Here is a 14,008-nt window from a genome sequence, read left to right on the forward strand (position 1 = left end):
CGCATGGCTTGCGCCGATGTACTTCAACGCAATTCAATCACCGGACAGAATCGTGTCCTCGATTTCATAGCGTTCGTTGCCGACCGAAATCAGATTGATGCCGGCATGTTTGCGCGTAAGCGTGTCGCCGGGCGTCGGCTGATCGTTCGCGGACGCAGCCGTGCCCATCACACGGCCGTTGACGGCGAAGAAAATGGCTCGCGTCGTGCCGTCCGGCCAATACACCACGACCGTTGTCGATCGATCGCTTTGATGCACGACGCCGAACTTGCACATCGTTCTGATCTGTCCGTTGCCGCGCTCGCATGGCAGTGTGCCGCTCGCGCTGATCGGCGATTCCTTCACGGGCGCGTGACCATTCTGCGAACTGGTCTGAGCGCCTTCCGTCGAAATGGAAATCAGCGTCACGCCATCCGCTTCGCCGACCACGCGCGCGCGCCGCTGGTGCTCGACGATCGCGCGCACGGCGGCGCTGTCGCGCGGACCTGGGCAACCGACCAGAATCGCCATATGGTCCAGATAGTTCGCGGTCGCGGCCGACTCACCGAGCCGCCGGCAGACATCGCCCGGGTGCGGATAGCCATTGCCGAGCACGACGAACGAGGCGGGCCATTTGAACGGCTTCTCCGTGCCAGCGGCCTGCGCGGAAGTCGAGGCGCCGCCGCTCCCAAAAGCCATCGCCGCCATCGCGGCATACAGCGCCAAAGCGAAAGACCGGGTTGCGCGTCGCATCGATGTTCTCCTCGGCATGCTCAGGTTCGAGCCGCACCGGACGCCAACGCGGCCTGCGCCCGCTGCAGCCACTCGCGATTGTGTTCGCGCGCGTGACGCGGCCAATGTTTGGCGTCCTGCACGATTTCCGCGTAGAGGGCACCGGCGCGGCGGCGGTCCGCGTCTTCCGGTTGCGCGGCGAGCCAGTCGGCGAACAGGCAGCGCGCCGCGACGTCGGTTGCGCAGGTCAGCGAGTGTTCGAACGCGGCGCGTGCGCCGGGCGCGTTCAGCGCGGCCAGCGTGCGCGCATACAGCAGCGCCGGTTCGCCCTGATTGCGCGCGTGCGGATTGACCGAGAACAGATTTGCCAACGTCGTATCGGCGGCCGTGTAGTTGCCGAGGCCGAACTGCGAGCGCGCAAGACCTAGCAGTAGCGCGGGATCGTTCGCAAAGGGACCATTCGCCGCGGCCTGGAAATGTTCGAGTGCTTCGCGCGGATTGCCGGCCGCGAGCAAGGCCTCGCCGAGCCGCATCCGATGCTGTACAGTCGGCGCGCGCTCGAAAGCGGCGCGCGCTTCACGCAGCGCGCGATTCGGATCGACGAATTGCGTGATCGCCTGCGTGGCCACTCGCGCGCCGCGCGTATGGCGCAGACCCGGCAGATAGATCGCGAAGAAGTACACGACGCTGCCGAGGAGTGGAAAGGCAAACAGAATGAATAGCCAGTAGATGCCCTGGTTATTGCGCATCGCGTGGATGGCGAAGAAGATCGCAATGAAAACGTGAAGACCAATTCCAAAGAAGTAGGGCATATCGATTCAACCTTCGAGCATGAGGAAAAGCGACGAAACCGTAGCGCTCGGAATGGTAGCGGATGCGCGGCACCTTCAGTTCGCCGAGCGTCAACGAGTCCCAGGTCTTGCCGCCAAACAGTAGCACGAGGGGGCTGCGTCGGTGTTTGTCCATGCCGGGGTGCGGCGGCCGCCCTCGCGCTCAGTGCACGTTCAGACGCAGGTGGTGAGCAGCAGCGCGGGCCCGAACGTGATCACGGTCGCGACCAGCGCCGCGATCAGGGTCCAGACGACGACGGTATGCACGAACGAGCTGATACGTTCGGGCCCAGGGTCGCGGGTCGCGGCGCGATAGCGCCATAGCCAGCCGATTGCGACCAAATGCAGCAGCAGAATGATCGCGAGACTCGCGCGCAGCGGGCCGGCCGGCCACGCGAACGCGCAGCCAATTGCATGCAGCGCATACAGGATCACGAACGCAAGACACCAGATCGTGAAGCCGACGGCGAGCCACCACAACCGACGCGGCGAAAGCGGACGCGCGCTCATGGTCTGGCTCCCAGCATGGCGACGAGGCTCGGCAACGCGAGCACGAGTCCGAGCGCGATGACGCCCGTCGCCAGCGTGTAATCGATCCACAAGCGCGTAAGGCGCAGATCGGTCAGGCGTCGCGCGGAAACGAAGCCCGCGCCGACACGCAGCACGTTGCTGATCAGGAACAGCAGCCCGACGCCCGCGTGAACCGCGATATACGTGAGCAGCGCCGCCGCCGTCGCGCCGAGCGCATGCTCGCGCGGATTCGGTGTCACGCCGTCGATCAGCATCACGCAGGCGACCAGCGCGACGATCAGCGCGATCGCGCAGAGCCCGATCGTGCCGTGCGGTTTGCGCTCGGCGGCGGCCGCGCGCAACGAGCCACGCGTGGCGGCTGCGGCCACCGCGAGCGCGACGACCGCGACGAGCGCGAGCAGACGGTTCGGATGCGGCGCGACCGCAGCCGGCCAGTTCGGCGCGGCGATCCACAGATAGAACGTGCCGAAGACCAGCGACGTGAACAGCGTGCCGTCCGCGACCAGCGCGCAGATCATCGAAAGCCATGACGGTGCACCGGCCACCTCGGTATGCGGCGGCACGCTGACGCCGCGGCCGACCGGCAGCGCGCCGTAATCGCGCGCGTGACCCGCGCTCTGGCCCGCGTAGATGAAAAGACCAAACGTCACGAACGCGAATGCGACCGACAGCAGATAGAACTTGAACAGCATCGCGAGCACCGCCGCGGCCGTCACGAGTGCAGTGACGAGCGGCAGATACGTCGAGTTCGGCAGCACGATCAGCTGTTCGGCCTCGCCCGAAGTCATATGCACGCCTAGCGCCTCCTGCCAGCCGTTGCGCGTGAAGCCGAGGTAGCCGTCGCCGCGTGCGAGCGAGGTCGCCAGCTGGCCCGGGGACACCTTTTCGGTTTCGGCGTCGATGTGCGGGATCGACGCGAATGCGTACGGCGCGGGCGGAATCGGCATTGCCCATTCGAGGGTGGTCGATTGCCACGGGTTGCGCCGCACGCGTTGGCCGAAACGCAATTGCACGATGATGTCGATTACGACGAGCGCGAAGCCGATCGTCATCACGAAGCTGCCCACCGACGACAGCAGATTGAGCCCGTTCCAGCCTTCGTCGCCGGTATACGTGAAGACGCGTCGCGGCATGCCGAGCAGGCCGGTCAGGTGCATCATGAAGAACGTCATGTTGAAGCCGATGAACACGAGCCAGAATGCCGGCACGGAAAGCTTATGCACGGCGGTGCGCCCGGTCAGCAGCGGCAGCCAGTAATAGAACGCGGCGAGCATCGGAAACGCCAGCGCGCCGGCCACCACGTAGTGCATGTGCGCGACGACGAAGTAGGTGTCGTGCGCTTGCCAGTCGAACGGCACGATCGCGAGCATCACGCCTGTGAGCCCGCCGCATGTGAACACGAAGAAGAAGCCGAAGATGTACAGCATCGGCACATCCCAGCGCGGGCGGCCGTGCGACAGCGTGGCGAGCCACGCGAAGAACTGGATCGCGGTGGGCACCGCGACGATCGCCGAGCCCGCCGAGAAGAACGCGAGCGCCAGATGCGGAATGCCCACCGTGAACATATGGTGCACCCAGATGCCGAAGCTCAGGAACGCGAGCGCGATGATCGCGACGACGATCGCGCGATACCCGATCAGGCGGCGTCGCGCGAACACGGGAATCATCGTCGACAGCACGCCGGCCATCGGCAGGAAGATGATGTAGACGTCCGGGTGGCCGAATAGCCAGAACAGGTGCTGCCATAGCAGCGGATCGCCGCCGCGCGTCGGATCGAAGAACGGCAGGTTGAACGCGCGCTCCACCTCGAGCAGGATCGAGCCGAGAATCAGCGGCGGAAACGCGACGATCATCATCATCGCGGTGACGAGGATGTACCACGCGAAGATCGGCATGCGATCGAGCGACATGCCCGGCGCGCGCATCTTCAGGATCGACACGACGATTTCCATCGCGAGCGACAGCGCCGAAATCTCGACGAACGTGATGCCGAGCAGCCAGACGTCGGCGTTCAGTCCGGGCGTGTACACGTTGGAGCTGAGCGGCGTGTACATGAACCAGCCGCCGTCGGGCGCGCTGCGCAGAATCAGCGCCACGGTCAGGATCGTGCCGCCGAACAGATAGCACCAGTAGCCGTAAGCCGTCAGGCGCGGAAACGCGAAGTCGCGCGTGCCGAGAATCTTCGGCGTCAGATAGACCGCGAAGCTTTCGACCATCGGGATCGCGAACAGGAACAGCATCATCGATCCATGCATCGTGAAGACCTGGTTATAGGTCTCGACATCCATGAAGGCCGCATGCGGTGTCGCGAGTTGCACGCGCGTAAGCATGCCGAGAATCCCGGCGATCGCGAAGAACACGAACGACGTGATCATCATGCGCATGCCGAGAACCGTATGGTTGACCGCGGCGAGCTTCTGCACGCCCGGCCCGGTGTCCCAGATTGCGGCAAGCTCGCGATGCAGCCGCAGCGCGGTGATGCCCTGTGATGGCGGCTCGACGGGCACACTCATTTCTTCACCTCCCCGTTGGCGGCGGCGTTTTTGACAGCAGTCGGAAAATCTTCCGGACGATCGACGATCACGGTGAAGTGCATCCCCGCGTGACCGATGCCGCAAAACTCGTTGCATTGTCCGGCGTACCGGCCGGGCTCGTCGGCCTCGATGCGCAGCAGGTTGTAGTGGCCCGGCACGGCGTCGATCTTGCCCGCGAAGCGCGGAATCCAGAACGCGTGCACGACGTCCATGCTGGTCACGACGATGTCGACCGGCGTGCGCGCGGGCAGATGCAGCACGCTGTCGGTTTCGACGTTGCCCAGTTCCGGATAGCGGAAGGTCCATCGCCATTGCTGCGCGATCGCCTCGATGCGCGCGGGCGCGTGCGCGCGCAACGGCAACAGCAACTCGCCCGCGTATAGCGCATAGCAGATCAACGGGATCAGGATCACCGCGGGCAGCACGAGACCGCCGAGCGCAATCCAGCGCGCGGGTGACACATGCGAGCCCCAGCCGGGCCGAAACACCGTCAGCAGAAACAGTACGAGCACCATCGCGAACAGGATCGCGGCGCCGGCCAGCATCACCCACCATAGCCCGGCGATCGATGCGGCGGCCGGGCCCGACGGCTCGAGCGTCGACAGCGGCCCGCTGCAGCCGGACAACGCGGCGAGCGATCCGGCTTGGACCGTCAGACGCAAGCAGCTATGATGGTTTGCAGCACCAGGCATTCGATGCGAGGGCACACCACGATGGCAAACAAACGTAATGCTGGAAACGAGACGCGAAGCGAAGTGATGCTCGAGCTGTTGCGGCTCGACAAGGGCTCGGCGGTGGCGCTCGTCGGTCATCCGATTCACGTGATGATGGTGCATTTCCCGATAGCGTTCGTCGTCGCGACGTTGGGCGTCGACGTGATCTACTGGTGGACGGGCGACCCGTTCTGGGTTCGCGCCGGCTTGTGGGCCGCCGGCTTCGCGTTCTGGAGCGGCGTGGCCGCGAGCGTGGTCGGTACCGCCGAGTTGCTGCTGGTGCGCGGCATCCGCCTGAAGGAAGCGAGCTGGTCGCATGCGGTCGCCGCGATGACGCTCGTCGCGCTCGCAGGAGCGAACTGGGGTGTGCGTCTTTACTACCCCGATGAGATCCTGCCGCATGGGCTCGTGCTGTCGGTGCTCAGCTCGGTGATGACGGGCTTCGCCGGCTGGCATGGGGGCAAGCTCGTGTTCGATCATGGCGTGGGGATTCTCGTTTCGCCAAAGGAGTGATGCAGCCATCGGCCAAGTCCGCCGGGCTCGAACAGATGCGGGGCCAGCAGGTTCGAGTCGATGTGGGGCTTGGCCAGCACGATCCAGATGATCGCGACGATCACGATCAGATAAGCGATGGTCAGCGCGATCGCCGAGGCACGGCTGAAGCGGCCGTCGGGCAGATACAGATCGTGCAGTACGAGGCCGGCCAGCACGTGCAGCATCGCCATGATGCCGACGAACACCATCTTCGCGGTGAACCATTCGACGAAGGTGGCCTGCAGAAAAATCAGCACGGTGCCGCTCGCAATCGCGACGAAAGCGGCGGGCGAGGTCAGTTCCACGAACACGAGACGCGAGATGCGGTGCAGCCGGTCGAGCTCGCTGCCGGCCGCGAGCCCGCGACGCTGCCAGAACAGATACGGCAGCACGAGCAAACCACCCGACCAGATCGCGATCGCGGCCAGATGAACGAACTTCAGAAGGGTCGTCACAGCGCGGGCTCTCTGACGCGCAGGCTTGACCAGACGAGCGAAAGTCCTGCCGCGAGATAAGGGATCATCGCCAGTACCCACATCAACAGTCCGGCGAGTTGCTGGTCGGCGAGCGGCGTGAGTCCCCACGCGGCGGTGGTCGCGAAGTGCGCGACGTAGAGCGGTACCGGCGCGAACACGATCAACGCGCCGAGCAAACCCATATGGCCGATCGTCGCGACCAGCGCCATCAGCGCGGGGCCGGTCGGCAGCGACGGCGAGAAGATGCTGCGCCACATGAGCCATGCACTGCCAAGCAAAGTGATCTGCATCAGCCAGTAGCCGGGTACGCTCGACAGTCCCCACGCATAGGGCCCCGGTGCATGCCACAGCCAGATGATCACGGCATGCGCTGCGACCACGGGTACAAGCGGCGGATACGCGAGGCGCGGCAACGGAAACGCAAGGGCGAGCAGTGGAGCTACTGCAGCGATCAACATGACGTGATGAGTGACGCGCGCGGAGAACAATGCCGACGACAACGCGCAAAGCGGCGACACGAACACGAGGGCCATCAGCGCGACGGCGCCCCATCCCGCCCGTGCATTCGCCGAGCGGCCGCTCGCCACGACCCATGCGAGCGCCGCGAGCGCGACCAGCAATGGCGGATCGGTATTCCAGCGCAACCACAAGCTCTCGGGGACAGCCGCGGGACCACAGTAGGCGACAGGAAAATATGGCATGGCGCGATGTCTTCAACGAGTCCAGGTGCTTCTTTAGTACACGCAAGCAAAAGCGTGACAAATAACACCTTTGAAATGTCGGGACGGCTCACGATCCAACTGATCGCTTGTGTACTCTAGCGCAAATAATCTGTTTAGGGACGGCTATCTGACTCGTGTAAGTTTTGCGTGACAGAATGTTTTCAATTTGTCGCTCGCACTCTTTTTTGCCAGCGGGATAAGCGCTGATATTGGCGGCGATAAGATTCCAATGGTGCGGCGCAATACTTCAAACGCGGCCTGCCCAGCATACTATGATGAAATCATGTGACGGAGGCCCGCCATGTTTCATGATCCCATTCGAATTCCCGCAATCATCGAATTGTCATTGCTTGCGATCGTGCTGATTGTTGTCAGCATCCTGCGCGTCAGGCAGCAAAGGGAGCGGGCGCGAAATCGGGCAATGGCGGAGCAGCGACGGTCTGATAAAACGCGAATGTAATATTCGCTTTTACCGCATCTTTTAATGCTTCTCTATTCAGATATGTTGCTGGTCTTTGCCACTTCTATTGACGGTTTTTCGGCATGGCATGCAGCCACGCCGATCGAGTTATAGCGCTGGACGCTCCAGTTGGACCCACTGCTGCACGCTAGCGCGCTGCCATTGTTGTGTGGCGTAGTCCTTGAGCTTGTGCGGAACGGGATCCCCATTCAGCACGAGGCGATTGAGCATCAATGCGAGGTCCATATCGGCGATGCACCACTCGCCGAACAGATTTGGCGAATCGGCGGGAAGCAATGCATCGGCGGCGGCGAAGAGTTTTTGAGCCGCTTCCTGTGCGCGCGACGAAAGCGGGCCGCCGCGCGATCCGTAGAAGATGACTTCGGTGGAACGCTCTTCGCGAATCGGCAGCAGATCACTGCGCAGCCAGGCTTGCACCTGGCGCGCTCGTGCGAGCAGACGCCGATCTTGCGGATAGACCGGAGTGTCCGGGAAAGTCTCGTCGAGGTACTCGGTGATCGCCGAGGACTCGGAAAGCGCGAAGTCTTCGTGTATCAGAGTCGGCACGCGCCGCGTCATTGAAAGGGCCGCGTAGTCGGCGGCGAGATTTGCTTTGCTCGCCAGATCGATGGTCGAAAGGTCGAACGGCAAGCGCTTCTCGCGCAGCGTCACGAAGACGGACATCGCGTAGGGGCTCGCGAATTGGGTGTCGGTGTAGAGGTGGAGGCGGTCTTGTGGCATACGGGCTCCGTTTTGTTAGTCAACGATGTCGAGATTGGAATACTAACCGCCCGTTGCATGCCGTGCGGCCTTTCACCAGTGCGGATTGGCCATCTCGCAGGCCAGCAGGCAGCCTAACGCCGAAACGGTGCCGACTGCGCCGAGACCAAAGCCTACAGCAAGATTTTCCGCCGTCGTTGCGCAACCCTGCAGCATGGATAGCGACGTCAGCAGCGACGCGAGAAGAAGACGATACCGAAGTCGCGAAGAATGTGTGCGTCGTGGTGACATGGCGTGTTGGCAGTGGAGGGCGCTCTTTCAGCGCATCAGCGTGCGAGCATAGCGGCCCACCATTTGCCGCATTCGCCGGAGTAGCGGCCCACAAACGTCAAACCTTACTAGCTGTTGCGAGACGACGGGCAACGCTTGAATCGGTCGCCGGGCAGCGTTACTGCGTGGGACCACATCGTTTCTTCCTCCGGTATCTCAGCCGCCGAACAAAATCACGCGAGGGGCTTCAAAAAAAATTTTTAGCTGATACAATGGCGCCCCTCTGCCCAGGTGGCGAAATTGGTAGACGCACTATCTTGAGGGGGTAGCGCCGAAAGGCGTGTGGGTTCAAATCCCGCCCTGGGCACCAAAGTATATTCCGGCAAGTTCCGGAGAAATACGGAAACCCGCGACAGCACAAGGCTTCGCGGGTTTTTTTGTTTCCTGCATTGTGCGGTGAAGTGCTGGGACAGCCAGCGCAATTGGTGGTATTTTTGGTGGTATCGGCTGAATTTCTGCTGTGGTACTGCAGGAGATACCACCATGCCGCTCACCGACACACAGGTGCGGACCGCACGTTACAACCCAGAGGGCGCCGGCAATCGGTTGTCCGATGGTGGTCGCATGTACCTCCAGCTGGACAAGTCTGGCGCCAAATACTGGCGTATGAATTACCGGTTCGCGGGCAAGGACAAAACACTCGCTCTCGGCGTTTATCCGGATGTGTCATTGGCTGCGGCACGGAAGAAGCGCGACGAGGTCCGTACGAGACTAGCTGCGGGCATGGACCCAAGTGCGGTAAAAAGGGCTAATAAGCGTGCAGCCCGACTCGCAGCAGGCAATACGTTTGAAGCGATTGCATTGGCATGGATGCAAGAACGTAAATCCTACGTAGAACCTCGCCAGCATGAGAACACGCTCGCGCGTTTTAAGAACGATGCGTTCCCGTGGCTCGGCAAACGTCCCATTTCCGAGATTGATGCCCCAGAGATTCTTGAGACTCTGAAACGCGTCGATAGCCGCGGCGCGCGCTATACCGCCCATCGCTTGCGCGGAGAAATTAGCCGAGTCTTTCGATATGCGATCAAAGAGAACTTCTGCAAGTCGGACCCAGCCCGCGATCTTGTTGGGGCTATTCCACCCGCGCAAACAACCCACTTCGCGTCGATCATTGAACCGGACAAAGTAGGTGAAATGCTGCGCGCGTTCGATGGCTTTAGCGGCACATTTCCGGTTTTCTGCGCGCTCAGACTTGCTCCGATGCTGTTCGTCCGGCCTGGCGAGCTTCGTAAGGCAGAATGGAGCCACATAAATCTGGACCGCGCCGAATGGCGCTATGCGGTGACGAAAACTGATACGGCTCATCTTGTACCGCTCGCTGCACAGGCCGTCGCTATCTTGCGGGAACTCAAGGCGTTGACCGGCAATGGTTTATACGTGTTCCCGGGCGCGCGCGATCGCAAGCGTCCAATGAGTGAAGTCACAATCAACGCGGCGCTGCGCCGCTTGGGGTACGACACACGCACGGAAATCACGGGCCACGGCTTTCGCGCCATGGCACGAACGATCCTGCATGAAGAGCTTGAACATAAACCAGAGGTGATCGAGCATCAGCTCGCGCATGCGGTGCCTGATAACTTGGGCTCTGCCTACAATCGCACGAAATTCATTAGAGAACGTCGGACGATGATGCAGGAGTGGGCCGATTATCTTGAACGGCTGAAGACGGGCGCAATTGCGGCGGGTACGCGCATATAGCGAGTCATCCGTATCATGTGCCGGTGGCGCGATATTCCGAAGGCGTTCGGACGACGGCATACCGTGTATATGCGTTGTTCCAAGTAACGTTGCTAAGGGTGTGCGGGAACCGCGTGATTCGCGCCGGGGCCGATGAAACCGAAATCAAGCATGTTTTGATCGATTCGGCCATTGTGCGCGTACAGCGGAACATCGGCTGACGCTTCTTCAGCCGATCGTACGTACCGAGTCCGGATTCAATCCCGATGCGATCGGCGTGGTGCATGGTGTCGGCTGCGCGCTCCATGCGTTCTGCTACTAGCCGCTTTGCATGGCGTTCGCAGTTCCCGTGAAGTGCTATTCAGACGGGCTATAGAGTTAGCTGGATATCCGCTGGCGGACTGACGACGATTTGGATTACTCGGCTAGGGACGGAACTGTGTTCTGGCCAACCTGCGCGCTGACTGGAGCATTGGGCGGGCCGCTTGGTGGTCTGACTAATCTGAGTTTCCCGCAACACCACATCTCTAATGGCGCCCAAAACCGGCGATAGCCTATCCTGCCATCCCTTGTTTCAATCTCGTTTTTTATCGCCCGGCTAAGCGCTTTCAGTGAGGTCGGCCGGGAATTTCCGTAAGGTGGCCAGATGCGTCCGCGGGATGCACCTCACGAATCCGCTGGTCGTCCTTTGCTCGACCGCACACCGTATCTCTTGGTGCGGGATGTCGATTGAACGAGTCCGCAACCGGGCAGGACGATTTCTGCATAGTGATCCGGTCCACTGCCGCTACCTGACGGTCAGATGTCTGCGAGGGCTGCAGCTTGAGTCGGTAATCGCACGCGCTGAATCGGCAACGTCGATTCAGCTTCGGGCCGCTGTTGATCTCCTAAAATCTCCCGGGTCTTTCCCAAAGGTATGCAGGCAGGGCTATCGGGAGTTCGTAGAGTAAGGGATATGGTCTGCGAGACTATCGTGTCTCTGTCGGCTCGCAGTTCCATTGTGTGAATCCTGACGGCCAGAATGATTCAGCCCGTTTCCTGGGATCGTTCTGCGCCTGCGCCGTCGTGAAGTTTGCCCGGAATCCCTTCGCTACGTCTTTCCGGACATCGGTCCGGTCCGTTGCTCGTGCCAGACGTGTCCAAAATATTTCTTTTATTCCAACGCGATCCGTCTGATTCCTTGACGTTCCGATAGCGAAAATCCGGCCAAAAGCAGGTGTTGACGAGATCTTCCTGAGTGAACAAGATGGGATAAAGAGAGCAAGACGGAGCGAGCCATGCCAGTTGCGAAAAGCTATACCCGGGCGCAATGGAATGAGCTTGTCCGCACTTTGGAATCACTGCCGGTCAAGCCAGAGGCCGAGCAGCGCGTCTCTATTACCGATGCGATGAAAGAGATGCGTCTGGTAATCGGTGCGGTGAGGAAGAAGGGATATACGCTGGAAGAGATCGTTGAACATGCACGGAAGAAGGGCGTTGATTTTAGCGTTGGCTCTGTCAAGTACGCCTTATACCCATCGAAGAAAGACAAACCAGCTCGACATTCTGCAAAGGAATCGGCACCAGACAATGCCGCGCCATCGCCTCGTACGAAGAAGGCAAGCAAGGACGATGTACCGCGCGCGGAGGCTGTCAGAGAAAATCAGAAGCAGGATGGGGGAGAGATTGTCAGTAGGCCGGGAAGCATGGTGATGCGTGACGCGTTCTCATTCGAGATCAGGCCTGACACCGAGAACCTTTAGAGGATTCAAATGGACATGACGACTTACCCCATCTATCTCGTCGGTGGTAGCAAGGGCGGCGTGGGCAAGAGCTTTGTTGCGCTCGCGCTGGCCGATTATCTGCTCCGGCGGGATATTCATGCGGCGCTGGTGGAAACGGATACCGCCAACCCGGACGTGATGAAAGCAGTGCAGGATGAGATGCGTTGCATCGCCTATAACCTGGACGATGCAGACGGCTGGATCGGCCTCGTCAATTTCTGCGATGAGCAACGGGACGCGGCGATCGTTGTGAACACTGCGGCGCGGAGCCAGACCGGAGTTGAGCAGTTCGGCGCGACACTTGCCGGTGCGCTTGGCGAGCTTCGGCGCCGGCTTGTTGTCCTGTGGGTGATTAACCGGCAACGCGACAGCCTCGAACTGCTGAGCGCTTTCAGCGAGACGTTCCCGGACGCGGTAACGAATGTTGTGCGTAATGGCTACTTCGGTCCGGCGGACAAGTTCACGCTGTATCAGGGATCGCAGCTTCGCCGTTCCGTCGAATCGCGCGGTCACTCACTGGACTTTCCCGATCTTGCAGATCGGGTTGCGGACGAGCTTCGCAGTCAGCGCATGTCAATCCGCAAGGCGGCGGCGACGATGCATATCGGTGAACGGGTCGAGCTATTGCGCTGGCGTTCGTTGTGCGATGCCATGTTCGCGAAGGTAACGGTCGATGGATAACAGGGAGGGCAGGCCGGTCGATACGCTTGCCTGTCTGTTTCTCGACGTCACGGGTGAATTGCCCGATGACACCAGTGTCCTGAGAATGCGACGGGTGTCCGGCGCACTCAACCTGCGCGACAACGATGCACTGTGGTCCGTGCTGGTCATGCTTGAACATTACGGGCGGCTCTATGAGGCCATGCCGGAACGGATCCGGCAGGCGGGCACGGGCAGTTTCGATGCCGTGCGGGCCGAAGCACGCGCGGCGACGGATGCGCTGATGGAGCAGCATCGCGATGCGCTTGCCCGCTGCAAGGCCACGATCGAACTGGCGGAGCAAATGACCGCCGAGCACGAAGCGCGCTACCGGGCTGCGGTTGCCGCGCTGAACGACGAGGCGCTGGCTACACTCACGCAGCGGGCAGCGAACCACATTGCCCGCGTTGCTGGTAACCGGCTCGTGGGGGCGACGACTGTCGCCGTACGTGAGCAGCAGAAACGGATCGATGTCGCGCTCACGTCATTCGGGCACGTCGCCACGCGGCGACTCGTGCGGGCATGCTATGGGCTGGTCGTCGGTGGGCTCATTGTGATGCTGGCGGCGGCGGGTGCGGGCGCGCTGGCCGGATGGTGGGCAGGCGTGCATTGGGGGCGGGCAGAGGGCTCGCCGTCTGCCCGCACGGATTACAGGTCGTTTGTGTCACCTTCCATGAAGTCAGCGGCGTGACGAAGCACGTTTGCAGCCATGTCGTTCTGGTCGAAGGCAATCATCGGTGCCCGGTAGCCTTCTTCGGCGCGGGCAAGGGTCATGTCGCAGTGCTGGCCTTCGTGGTATTGCAGATCGGTGGCTTCAACGAAAGTCAGGTAGAGGTCGGGCGAGCCTTCGGCATTGGTGGCGAGCAAGGTCATGCGGATGCGGTTGGTCATGGTGGGTTTTTCTCGTTCAGTCGGGCACGCGGCGGATATGGGCTTGCCGCCTGCTTCGCCTCGTGTCGGGGCGAGGGGTTGCATTACGTCGCGAGCGGGCGGGATTGCGTGCCATTCTTGCTGTCGGAAGTCGGGAAGGGCCACGGCGTCAGCGGGCTACCGGCGGCAGGCGCAACTCCTGCGTCGGGAGGTGTGTCGTTGACGTGTTCTGTGCCGTTACTTGCATCCGGTTCCGCACCGGGGGCGTCGCCTTCCGGCGTTTCGTCCGCACCGTCTCCAGTGTCCGCGTCGTCGCTGTCGGCCTCATCCTCGTCGTCACGGTTTTCCCATGAGGGTATGGCCGAGAATTCACGATCGGTGAGGATTTCCGGGAGCCGTGTGTCACGAACGCAGACGATAAGCCTGCGGTGCTGTACT

At 61.6% G+C, this 14,008-nt stretch carries 15 protein-coding genes and 1 tRNA gene; 7 read left to right on the plus strand and 9 right to left on the minus strand.

The genetic code is table 11. The annotated features are described in order from the left end of the window. Window positions 1-33: 33 nt before the first annotated feature. The 5 genes from QFZ91_RS38985 to coxB form a co-directional block, all read right to left on the minus strand. Complete coding sequence (locus QFZ91_RS38985) at window positions 34-732, minus strand: hypothetical protein (RefSeq protein ID WP_429570547.1); 699 nt, start codon at window positions 730-732, stop codon at window positions 34-36. Between the two features lie 20 nt (window positions 733-752). Then, a complete protein-coding gene (locus tag QFZ91_RS38990; protein ID WP_368589800.1) occupies window positions 753-1,523 on the minus strand; it encodes a tetratricopeptide repeat protein in 771 nt (256 codons plus the stop codon). A gap of 192 nt (window positions 1,524-1,715) precedes the next feature. Then, window positions 1,716-2,051: a hypothetical protein gene (locus QFZ91_RS38995; RefSeq protein WP_176106881.1), complete on the minus strand. Its 336-nt coding sequence runs from the start codon at window positions 2,049-2,051 to the stop codon at window positions 1,716-1,718. After that, the gene (gene ctaD / locus QFZ91_RS39000) at window positions 2,048-4,585 is read right to left on the minus strand and encodes a cytochrome c oxidase subunit I (RefSeq protein ID WP_429570548.1); all 2,538 of its coding nucleotides are present in this window, start codon (window positions 4,583-4,585) and stop codon (window positions 2,048-2,050) included. The genes QFZ91_RS38995 and ctaD overlap by 4 nt, the downstream gene beginning before the upstream one ends. Next, complete coding sequence (gene coxB, locus QFZ91_RS39005) at window positions 4,582-5,268, minus strand: cytochrome c oxidase subunit II (RefSeq protein ID WP_429570549.1); 687 nt, start codon at window positions 5,266-5,268, stop codon at window positions 4,582-4,584. The genes ctaD and coxB overlap by 4 nt, the downstream gene beginning before the upstream one ends. Window positions 5,269-5,319: 51 nt before the next feature. Between coxB and QFZ91_RS39010 the strand changes: the two genes are divergently transcribed. Continuing rightward, window positions 5,320-5,832 (plus strand): DUF2231 domain-containing protein, encoded by a 513-nt coding sequence (locus QFZ91_RS39010; RefSeq protein WP_176366318.1) that lies wholly within the window; start codon window positions 5,320-5,322, stop codon window positions 5,830-5,832. Here QFZ91_RS39010 and QFZ91_RS39015 read toward each other — a convergent pair. Next, window positions 5,796-6,308: a CopD family protein gene (locus QFZ91_RS39015; RefSeq protein WP_429570550.1), complete on the minus strand. Its 513-nt coding sequence runs from the start codon at window positions 6,306-6,308 to the stop codon at window positions 5,796-5,798. The two genes, QFZ91_RS39010 and QFZ91_RS39015, sit on opposite strands and share 37 nt — an antisense overlap. Further along, window positions 6,305-7,030, minus strand: coding sequence for a cytochrome c oxidase assembly protein (locus tag QFZ91_RS39020; RefSeq protein WP_429570551.1), 726 nt, complete (start codon window positions 7,028-7,030; stop codon window positions 6,305-6,307). Before QFZ91_RS39020 ends, QFZ91_RS39015 begins: the two co-directional genes overlap by 4 nt. 322 nt (window positions 7,031-7,352) lie before the next feature. Between QFZ91_RS39020 and QFZ91_RS39025 the strand changes: the two genes are divergently transcribed. Next, on the plus strand, window positions 7,353-7,511 hold the full coding sequence (locus tag QFZ91_RS39025; protein WP_176106876.1) for a hypothetical protein: 159 nt from the start codon (window positions 7,353-7,355) through the stop codon (window positions 7,509-7,511). Between the two features lie 108 nt (window positions 7,512-7,619). On the opposite strand, the gene yfcF is transcribed toward QFZ91_RS39025, so the two are convergent. After that, complete coding sequence (gene yfcF / locus QFZ91_RS39030) at window positions 7,620-8,252, minus strand: glutathione transferase (RefSeq protein WP_429570552.1); 633 nt, start codon at window positions 8,250-8,252, stop codon at window positions 7,620-7,622. 534 nt (window positions 8,253-8,786) lie between these two features. On the opposite strand from yfcF, the gene QFZ91_RS39035 reads away from it, so the two are divergent. The 5 genes from QFZ91_RS39035 to QFZ91_RS39055 all read left to right on the plus strand — a co-directional run bounded on the left by QFZ91_RS39035 (window position 8,787) and on the right by QFZ91_RS39055 (window position 13,391). Beyond that, window positions 8,787-8,871 (plus strand) — tRNA-Leu (locus tag QFZ91_RS39035). Between the two features lie 173 nt (window positions 8,872-9,044). Then, window positions 9,045-10,259 (plus strand): tyrosine-type recombinase/integrase, encoded by a 1,215-nt coding sequence (locus QFZ91_RS39040; protein WP_429570961.1) that lies wholly within the window; start codon window positions 9,045-9,047, stop codon window positions 10,257-10,259. A gap of 1,256 nt (window positions 10,260-11,515) precedes the next feature. After that, window positions 11,516-11,980, plus strand: a complete 465-nt coding sequence (locus QFZ91_RS39045) for a hypothetical protein (protein ID WP_429570553.1) — start codon at window positions 11,516-11,518, stop codon at window positions 11,978-11,980. A 9-nt stretch (window positions 11,981-11,989) separates the two neighbouring features. Next, entirely contained in the window at window positions 11,990-12,682 is a 693-nt protein-coding gene (locus QFZ91_RS39050; RefSeq protein ID WP_368593990.1) for a protein mobD, read from the plus strand. After that, the gene (locus QFZ91_RS39055) at window positions 12,675-13,391 is read left to right on the plus strand and encodes a hypothetical protein (RefSeq protein WP_429570554.1); all 717 of its coding nucleotides are present in this window, start codon (window positions 12,675-12,677) and stop codon (window positions 13,389-13,391) included. Before QFZ91_RS39050 ends, QFZ91_RS39055 begins: the two co-directional genes overlap by 8 nt. On the opposite strand, the gene QFZ91_RS39060 is transcribed toward QFZ91_RS39055, so the two are convergent. Further along, window positions 13,349-13,591: a hypothetical protein gene (locus QFZ91_RS39060; RefSeq protein WP_429570555.1), complete on the minus strand. Its 243-nt coding sequence runs from the start codon at window positions 13,589-13,591 to the stop codon at window positions 13,349-13,351. The two genes, QFZ91_RS39055 and QFZ91_RS39060, sit on opposite strands and share 43 nt — an antisense overlap. Window positions 13,592-14,008: the final 417 nt, after the last annotated feature.

The sequence above is a fragment of the Paraburkholderia sp. JPY419 genome (genome assembly GCF_050435705.1).
GTDB classification, from domain to species: domain Bacteria; phylum Pseudomonadota; class Gammaproteobacteria; order Burkholderiales; family Burkholderiaceae; genus Paraburkholderia; species Paraburkholderia youngii.

What these genes read in the sequence shown, in the direction of transcription:
- QFZ91_RS38985 (WP_429570547.1), bottom strand. Translation starts at nt 732, where the DNA reads ATGCGACGCGCAACCCGGTCTTTCGCTTTGGCGCTGTATGCCGCGATG.
- QFZ91_RS38990 (WP_368589800.1), bottom strand. Translation starts at nt 1,523, where the DNA reads ATGCCCTACTTCTTTGGAATTGGTCTTCACGTTTTCATTGCGATCTTC.
- QFZ91_RS38995 (WP_176106881.1), bottom strand. Translation starts at nt 2,051, where the DNA reads ATGAGCGCGCGTCCGCTTTCGCCGCGTCGGTTGTGGTGGCTCGCCGTC.
- ctaD (WP_429570548.1), bottom strand. Translation starts at nt 4,585, where the DNA reads ATGAGTGTGCCCGTCGAGCCGCCATCACAGGGCATCACCGCGCTGCGG.
- QFZ91_RS39010 (WP_176366318.1), top strand. Translation starts at nt 5,320, where the DNA reads ATGGCAAACAAACGTAATGCTGGAAACGAGACGCGAAGCGAAGTGATG.
- QFZ91_RS39020 (WP_429570551.1), bottom strand. Translation starts at nt 7,030, where the DNA reads ATGCCATATTTTCCTGTCGCCTACTGTGGTCCCGCGGCTGTCCCCGAG.
- QFZ91_RS39025 (WP_176106876.1), top strand. Translation starts at nt 7,353, where the DNA reads ATGTTTCATGATCCCATTCGAATTCCCGCAATCATCGAATTGTCATTG.
- yfcF (WP_429570552.1), bottom strand. Translation starts at nt 8,252, where the DNA reads ATGCCACAAGACCGCCTCCACCTCTACACCGACACCCAATTCGCGAGC.
- QFZ91_RS39040 (WP_429570961.1), top strand. Translation starts at nt 9,045, where the DNA reads ATGCCGCTCACCGACACACAGGTGCGGACCGCACGTTACAACCCAGAG.
- QFZ91_RS39045 (WP_429570553.1), top strand. Translation starts at nt 11,516, where the DNA reads ATGCCAGTTGCGAAAAGCTATACCCGGGCGCAATGGAATGAGCTTGTC.
- QFZ91_RS39050 (WP_368593990.1), top strand. Translation starts at nt 11,990, where the DNA reads ATGGACATGACGACTTACCCCATCTATCTCGTCGGTGGTAGCAAGGGC.
- QFZ91_RS39055 (WP_429570554.1), top strand. Translation starts at nt 12,675, where the DNA reads ATGGATAACAGGGAGGGCAGGCCGGTCGATACGCTTGCCTGTCTGTTT.
- QFZ91_RS39060 (WP_429570555.1), bottom strand. Translation starts at nt 13,591, where the DNA reads ATGACCAACCGCATCCGCATGACCTTGCTCGCCACCAATGCCGAAGGC.